This is a genomic window from Dietzia sp. DQ11-71 (assembly GCF_014144995.1).
Lineage (GTDB): Bacteria > Actinomycetota > Actinomycetes > Mycobacteriales > Mycobacteriaceae > Dietzia > Dietzia kunjamensis.
This window is the reverse complement of record NZ_JAALDT010000169.1, coordinates 1-7306: the sequence shown is the minus strand read 5'-3', so window position 1 is coordinate 7306 and position 7306 is coordinate 1. Positions and strand designations below refer to the sequence as shown.

7 protein-coding genes are annotated in these 7306 nt (G+C 70.4%); 4 read left to right on the top strand and 3 right to left on the bottom strand.

The genetic code is table 11. From position 1 onward, the window contains the following. Positions 1 to 172 (bottom strand): helix-turn-helix domain-containing protein (locus G6023_RS07070; RefSeq protein WP_182634694.1); only part of this gene is annotated, 172 nt, incomplete at its 3' end. Between the two features lie 166 nt (positions 173 to 338). Here G6023_RS07070 and cysD point away from each other — a divergent pair. The 4 genes from cysD to G6023_RS07050 are packed head-to-tail and all read left to right on the top strand — an operon-like array spanning position 339 to position 5417. Further along, positions 339 to 1256 (top strand): sulfate adenylyltransferase subunit CysD, encoded by a 918-nt coding sequence (cysD, locus tag G6023_RS07065; RefSeq protein ID WP_067716962.1) that lies wholly within the window; start codon positions 339 to 341, stop codon positions 1254 to 1256. Then, a complete protein-coding gene (gene cysN, locus G6023_RS07060) occupies positions 1256 to 3184 on the top strand; it encodes a sulfate adenylyltransferase subunit CysN (RefSeq protein ID WP_182634692.1) in 1929 nt (642 codons plus the stop codon). The genes cysD and cysN overlap by 1 nt, the downstream gene beginning before the upstream one ends. 4 nt (positions 3185 to 3188) lie before the next feature. Next, the gene (locus G6023_RS07055) at positions 3189 to 4097 is read left to right on the top strand and encodes a sulfite exporter TauE/SafE family protein (protein ID WP_182634690.1); all 909 of its coding nucleotides are present in this window, start codon (positions 3189 to 3191) and stop codon (positions 4095 to 4097) included. Positions 4098 to 4154: 57 nt separating this feature from the next. Then, positions 4155 to 5417, top strand: a complete 1263-nt coding sequence (locus G6023_RS07050; protein ID WP_182634688.1) for a cation:proton antiporter — start codon at positions 4155 to 4157, stop codon at positions 5415 to 5417. A gap of 40 nt (positions 5418 to 5457) precedes the next feature. Here G6023_RS07050 and G6023_RS07045 read toward each other — a convergent pair whose 3' ends face one another. Further along, positions 5458 to 5940 (bottom strand): RrF2 family transcriptional regulator, encoded by a 483-nt coding sequence (locus tag G6023_RS07045; protein ID WP_182634685.1) that lies wholly within the window; start codon positions 5938 to 5940, stop codon positions 5458 to 5460. A 46-nt stretch (positions 5941 to 5986) separates the two neighbouring features. After that, entirely contained in the window at positions 5987 to 6928 is a 942-nt protein-coding gene (locus tag G6023_RS07040; protein ID WP_182634696.1) for a sulfite exporter TauE/SafE family protein, read from the bottom strand. Positions 6929 to 7306: the final 378 nt, after the last annotated feature.

Sequence of the window (7306 nt, the reverse complement as noted above, 5' to 3'; positions counted from 1 at the left end):
CGCCGCCGACCTTCTCCGCCCAGGCCTGGGACTCCATCTCGGAGAGCACCGCGTGGAGGGTCGACCGGCTGGCGCCGGCGACGCGCGCGAGCTCGGCCAGGGGCAGGGGAGGGCCGTCGTTCGCGAGGGCCTCGATCACCGAGAGCGCCCGATGGGTCGGTTCGTGTCGCATAGTCGACAGGGTATGCCTGTTATTCGACAGGGGCATGCCAGATGCCCTCGCCGAGGTGCATATCGCGGCTCGGCGGGCGCACGATGGTGCGGATGCCCGATGGCAGACAGATCTGTCTGCCGTCAGCCGCCCGGTACCCCGGACGGTCCACGACACTGGAGGTCGCATGACGACGAGGTCGGCGGTGACGCTCTCGCATCTCGACGCGCTCGAGGCGGAGTCCGTCCACATCTTCCGCGAGGTAGCCGCGCAGTTCGAACGCCCGGGGATGCTCTTCTCCGGCGGCAAGGACTCGGTGGTGATGTTCCACCTCGCCCGCAAGGCCTTCTGGCCCGCGCCGATGCCGTTCCCGCTCATGCACGTGGACACGGGACACAACTTCGACGAGGTGATCGAGTACCGCGACCGGGTCGTGGCGGAGACCGGCGTCCAGCTGCTCGTCTCCCACGTCCAGGACGACATCGACGCCGGCCGCGTGGTCGAGGAGACCGGTCCGGGCACCAGCCGCAACCGGCTGCAGACCACCGCCCTCCTGCGCGGCATCCAGGAGAACCGCTTCGACGCGGTCTTCGGCGGTGCCCGCCGCGACGAGGAGAAGGCCCGCGCCAAGGAGCGCGTCTTCTCGTTCCGTGACGCGTTCGGCGCCTGGGACCCCCGCGCGCAGCGCCCGGAGCTGTGGAAGCTCTACAACGGCAACCACCGCAAGGGCGAGCACATCCGCGTCTTCCCGCTGTCCAACTGGACGGAGCTGGACATCTGGCAGTACATCGAGCGCGAGGACATCGACCTGCCGCCGATCTACTACGCCCACGAGCGTGAGGTCATCGAGCGCGACGGCATGCTCCTGGCCAACACCCGGTTCCTCGAGACGCTGCCCGGCGAGGAGGCCCGCACCGAACTGGTCCGCTTCCGCACCGTCGGCGACGCCACCTGCACCGGCTGCGTCGAGTCCGACGCCGCCGACAACGCCGCCGTCGTCGCCGAGGTCGCGGGCACTCGCGTCACCGAGCGCGGCGCGACCCGCGCCGACGACCGGATCTCCGAGGCCGGCATGGAAGACCGCAAGAAGGAGGGCTACTTCTGATGAGCACCCCGACCACCGCCGGTTCGGCCCCCACCACCGCGGTCCCGAACCCCGAGGCCGCCACCGTGGAGACCGGCCACACCATGTCCGACCAGGCCCAGTTGCTGCGCATCGCCACCGCCGGCTCCGTCGACGACGGCAAGTCGACCCTGATCGGCCGGCTGCTGTTCGACTCCAAGGGCATCTTCGAGGACCAGCTGGCCTCCATCGAGGCCACCTCCGCCAAGCGGGGCGACGAGTACACCGACCTCGCGCTGCTCACCGACGGGCTCCGGTCCGAGCGGGAGCAGGGCATCACGATCGACGTGGCGTACCGCTACTTCTCGACCCCGCGGCGCAAGTTCATCATCGCCGACACCCCGGGCCACGTGCAGTACACGCGCAACATGGTCACCGGCGCCTCCACCGCCGACGTGGCGATCATCCTCGTCGACGCCCGCAAGGGCGTGCTAGAGCAGACGCGCCGCCACGCGTTCCTCTCCGCACTGCTGGGCATCCCGCGCCTGGTCGTGGCCGTGAACAAGATGGACCTCATCGACTACGACGAGGTCACCTTCGAGGCCATCCGGACCGAGTTCACCGACTTCGCCGCCAAGCTCGAGGTCCACGACGTCACGTTCGTGCCGCTGTCCGCGCTCAAGGGCGACAATGTGGTCGACCGCTCGGAGGCCATGCCCTGGTACACCGGGCCGGCGCTGCTGGACCACCTCGAGAACGTGCACATCGCCTCGGACCGCAACCTCACCGACGTCCGGTTCCCGGTCCAGTACGTGATCCGCCCCCAGCGCGCCGACGGCCTGGATCACCGGTCCTTCGCCGGCACCGTCGCGGGCGGCATCATCAAGGTCGACGACGACGTGGTGGTCATGCCGTCCGGTCGGCAGTCCACGGTCAAGGCGATCTGGGGCCCGGGCGGGGCCGAGCTGGACGAGGCCGCCGCGCCCGCCGCCGTGACGATCGCACTGAACGACGAGATCGACATCGTCCGCGGCGAGATGATCGCCCGTCCGGGCAACCGCCCGCACCAGGGCACCGAACTCGAGGCGATGGTCTGCTGGTTCGACGACGTCACCACGCTGCAGCAGAACAAGCGCTACGTCATCAAGCACACCACCCGCGACACCAAGGCGATCGTCACGGGGATGGAGTACCGGCTCGACGTCAACACCCTGCACCGCGACCCGGACTCCACGGAGCTCGACCTCAACGAGATCGGCCGCATCGGACTGCGCACGCAGACCCCGCTGATGTACGACGCCTACCGGCGCAACCGCGACACCGGTGCGTTCATCATGGTCGACGAGATCACCGGCAACACCGTGGGCGCGGGCATGATCATCGGGCCCGCCACCACGGGGTCCAACGTGGTCTGGCACGCCGGGGCCGTCCAGCGCGGGGACCGGGGACAGGGCCGCACGCTGTGGCTCACCGGCCTGTCGGGCTCGGGCAAGTCCACGATCGCCTCCGAGGTGGAGCGACTGCTCATCGAGTCCGGGCACCCCGCCTACATCCTCGACGGCGACAACCTGCGGCACGGCCTCAACGCCGACCTCGGGTTCTCGGCCGAGGATCGCGCCGAGAACATCCGCCGCACCGCGGAGGTCGCGGCGCTGTTCGCGGACGCCGGCGTCGTCGTCGTCTGTTCCCTCATCTCGCCCATGCGCGCCGACCGCGACGCGGCGCGCGAGGTCCACGCCAAGGCCGACCTGCCGTTCACCGAGGTCTTCGTGGACACCCCGCTGGCCGAGTGCGAGGCCCGTGACCCCAAGGGCTTGTACGCCAAGGCCCGGTCCGGCGAGATCCCGGAGTTCACCGGGGTGTCGGCTCCGTACGAGCCGCCGCTGACCCCCGACCTGCACATCCGCCCCGAGGACGGGACCGCGGAAGAGGTCGCGCAGCGGATCCTCAGCTCCATCCTGGGAATCTGAGCCGGTGCCCGAGGCCCTCTGGACCTACGATTCGCTGGGGCTGCTGGTCGTCAGCGCCGTCATCGGCGTGGTGATCGGTCTGACGGGGATGGGCGGCGGCGCCCTGATGACGCCGGCGCTCATCCTCGTGGGCATCCCGCCGACGGCGGCGGTCGCCAACGACCTGGTGGTCAACGCGGTCAACAAGGTCATCGGCGCGGGCGTGCACTGGCGGCACGGGAAACCCAACCTCAAGATCGCGTTCTGGCTCATCCTGGGATCCGTGCCGACGGCCTACCTCGGGGCGTGGCTCGTCCACGCCATCGGCGCCGACGACGTACAGGGGCTGCTGAAGAAGGCCATCGGTGCGACGCTGATCGTGGCGTCCACCGCCTACTTCCTACGGGCGTTCTTCGAGATGTCCGGGCGCATCCGCACCGGCGATGACCCCGACCCGCCGGTCAAGCCGCTGATCACCCTGCTGGTCGGCGTGATCGGCGGCCTGATGGTCGGCATCACGTCGGTCGGCTCGGGCACCGTCATCATGATGTGCATCATGCTGCTCTACCCGACCCTGGCGGCGTTGCGGCTGGTGGGCACCGACCTGGTGCAGGCGGTCCCACTGGTGATCGCGGCGGCGATCGGGCACGCCCTGGTCACCGGCGTCGACTGGAACCTGCTGGTCCCGTTGTTGATCGGTGGGGCGGTCGGCACGTTCTTCGGCTCGAAGTTCGCCAGCCGCGTCCCGCAGGGGCTCATCCGCCGGGGCATCACGATCGTGCTGGCCGTGACCGCCTCGGCGATGCTGGGCGCCCCGCCGGCGCTGATCGGCGTGATCACGCTGGTGCTCGTGGTGGGCGGGCCGCTGGTGTGGCGGGTGCTGGTGAGCAGGTATTCCGCGCGCGCCGACCAACCGGCCGTCTCCCGCGCCTGACGGGTTCCCGACCGGTTCGGTGGCGCCGCCGCACCAGGAGCGCCCACACTTTCGTTCGTGACGAACACCGACCTCATCTACGCGGTCGTCGGCGCGGCGCTGCTCCTCGGCTCGCTCCTTCCGCGACTGCTCCGGGAGCGCATCCTGTCCGCCCCGATCATCGTGGTGGGTGTCGGCATGCTCATCGGCTGGCTCATGCCCAACGAGTCCCAGCTCGTGGACGTGATCGAACACGCGGAACTCGCCGAACGGATGGCCGAGATCACGGTGATCGTGGCGCTCTTCGGCGTCGGACTGGCCCTCGACCGCCCCCTGTCCTTCCGTGGCTGGACCACCACGTGGCGGCTGCTCGCCATCGGGATGCCGCTGTCCATCGCCGGCGTCGCGCTCCTGGGGTGGTGGGTACTGGGGGTGACCCCCGCTGTCGCTGTCCTGCTCGGCGCCGTGCTCGCCCCCACCGACCCGGTCCTCGCCTCCGATGTGCAGGTGGCGGGCCCCGGGACGGGCGAGGCCGCCGACGACGAGAACGATGAGGCGCGTTTCGCCCTCACCTCCGAGGCCGGCCTGAACGACGCGTTCGCGTTCCCCTTCGTCTACCTCGCCATCTACCTGGCCACCAAGGGCGGGCCGGGGGGCTGGCTGTGGGGTTGGCTGGCCTGGGATCTCGTGGGCAAGACGGTCATCGGCGCCGTGGCGGGGTGGGTGATCGGCCGGCTGATCGCCACTGTGCTCTACCGACACCGCGTCGGGGGATACCAGCTCATCGGCTACGTCGAACCCGCGGCCGCGGTGGCCACGCTGCTGTTCGCCTACGGGGTCGGCGAACTCGTGGGTGGCTGGGGCTTCCTCGCCGTGTTCTTCGCCGCCCTCGGTGCGCGGTCGGCTGAGCGCGAGGACGAGCGGCACGCCCACTTCCACGAGTTCATCGAGTACACCGAACACCTGCTCACCCTGCTCATCCTGCTGGTGATCGGGGCGTCGTTCATCTCCGACGCGGTCTTCCGGCTCGAGTGGTCGCACGCCGTCGTCGCGGCCGGGGTGTTGTTCGTGATCAGGCCCCTCACCGCCTGGATCGCGCTGATCGGCGACGGCAGACTGCGATCCCCGGAGCGCCTGTTCGTCTCGGCGTTCGGGGTGCGTGGCGTGGGGTCGTTGTTCTACCTCTGCTACGCCATGGGGTACTTCTCCAAGGAGGACGGCTGGTCGCTGTGGCCCGCGGTGTCGCTGGTCATCGTCGCGTCCATCGTCCTGCACGGCGCGGCGTCGTCCCCGGCCGTGACCTGGCTCGACCGCCACCGCGGGCGCGAGCAGGCGACCTGAGACCGGCGGGAGCGGACCGGGTGGCGGGACCGGCCTCCGGTCAGCGGGGCTCCCACGCGTCGGTGTCGAGGGTCAGCTCGTGGACCTCGCCCGGCAGGTGCCCGGCGGCCAGGTCGGCGATCGTCACGGCGTCCATCACCCGGCGCAGGGCCGCGCGCGAGGCGATCCACACGTGCTGCAGGATCGCGGCACGGTCGTTGTAGACCACCGACTCCGGGCGGACGTCGTAGACGCTCACCAAGGGGCCGTCGACCGCCCGCAGGACATCGGCGACCGAGATGTCCCGCGCCTCCCGGCCGAGGAACCATCCGCCCGTCTTGCCCCGGCGACTGGTCACGATCCCGGCCCGCCGCAGGTCCGACAGGATCGCCTGGAGGAACCCGTGCGGGATGTCCTGCCGCCGCCCCAGTTCTTCGGCGCTCAGCGGATTGTCGCGGGGATCGTCGTCGGGGCTGGCGAGCTGTGCCGCCGCGAGTTCGACGAGTGCGCGCAACGCATAGTCGGACCTGGCGGTGACCCTCATGCCGACAGTGTCCCAGAGGGTCCACCCCACCGGGCGTCCGCCCGGATCAGTCCTGCGCCGGGGCGGATGCGGCGGCCGCGGCAGGGGCGGGACCGACCGGGTCGATGCCGGCCTCGTCGTCGTCGCCGCCGGAGGCCCTCCGCTCGGCGAGCACGGCCCACGTGACCAGGCCGATCCACACGGTGACCAGGGACAGCAGGATCGGGGTGGTCGCCGACGCGGGAGCCTCGGCCCACACCAGCAGGGTGCGGGAGTTGGTGACGACGATCAGGCCGCCGGCCGCCGTGCCGAGTACCCGGGCGGGCAGGTGCTTGACGAGCCACGCCGCGAGCGGTGCGACGAGCACACCTCCCACCAGCAGCGCCAGCGCGTAACCCCAGTTGATGCCGGCGGCGCCCAGGCCCACGAGGAAGCCGAGCGATCCGCCGACGGCCACGACGAACTCGGAGGTGTCGATGGAGCCCACGACCTTGCGCGGCTCGACCCGGCCCGAGGACAGCAGCGAGGTGGTGCCGACCGGGCCCCAGCCACCGCCGCCGAGGGAGTCGAGGGTGCCGCCGACCAGTCCGAGCGGGACGAGGAACCCGGTGCGGACCCGCCCGCGGAACTCGGGGCGACGGCCGCCGAGTGCGAGGAACCGGTACAGGACGTACAGGCCCAGGCTGAGCAGGATCGCCCCCACGACGGGCTTGGCGACGTCGGCGGGGAGGCTGGACAGCAGGGTGGCACCGGCGAACGCCCCGATCGCGCCCGGCACCGCGAGGATGCGCACGATCCGCCAGTCGACGTTGCCGAGTCGGTGGTGGGAGACGCCGGAGGCGAGGGTGGTGCCGATCTCCGCGAAGTGCACGGACGCCGATGCGGCGGCGGGCGCGATACCGGCCGCGACCAGCAGCGTCGTGGACGTGACGCCGTAGGCCATGCCCAGAGACCCGTCGATGAGTTGGGCGATGGCGCCGACGACGCCGAGCACGATGAGTGTCTTCACGAGCATCCCTTAAACAGTGAATCGATTAAGTCGATCAGTACAGTAGACATAAGGATGGGGCACTGTCTAGACCGACCTGTCCAGTGAGGGCCGGGTTCGATTCGATCGCCCGTCCAGGACGGGATCGGGCATCGCTGAGGTGGGGTGCCGGGCGCAGTGATCTTTTCGTTGTCCAGTAGTAAAAATTTATGACACAATACCGATCTATGTGCCGGCTGGAGGTTGGCGCAGTTTCTCCCGGGGGGAGCGATGAACGAGGTCGGACAGCGGCAGTGCTACGTCGAGGAGACGGCCGACGGCGCGGTCTGGGGCTGTCACCGCTGCGACGCCCGCAGCGGCGTCCTGCCGTCGCGGGGCGCGGCCCGGGTCGCGGCCGAC

Coding starts and splice junctions, on each gene's coding strand:
- cysD (WP_067716962.1), top strand. CDS start 339: ATGACGACGAGGTCGGCGGTGACGCTCTCGCATCTCGACGCGCTCGAG.
- cysN (WP_182634692.1), top strand. CDS start 1,256: ATGAGCACCCCGACCACCGCCGGTTCGGCCCCCACCACCGCGGTCCCG.
- G6023_RS07045 (WP_182634685.1), bottom strand. CDS start 5,940: ATGAGGGTCACCGCCAGGTCCGACTATGCGTTGCGCGCACTCGTCGAA.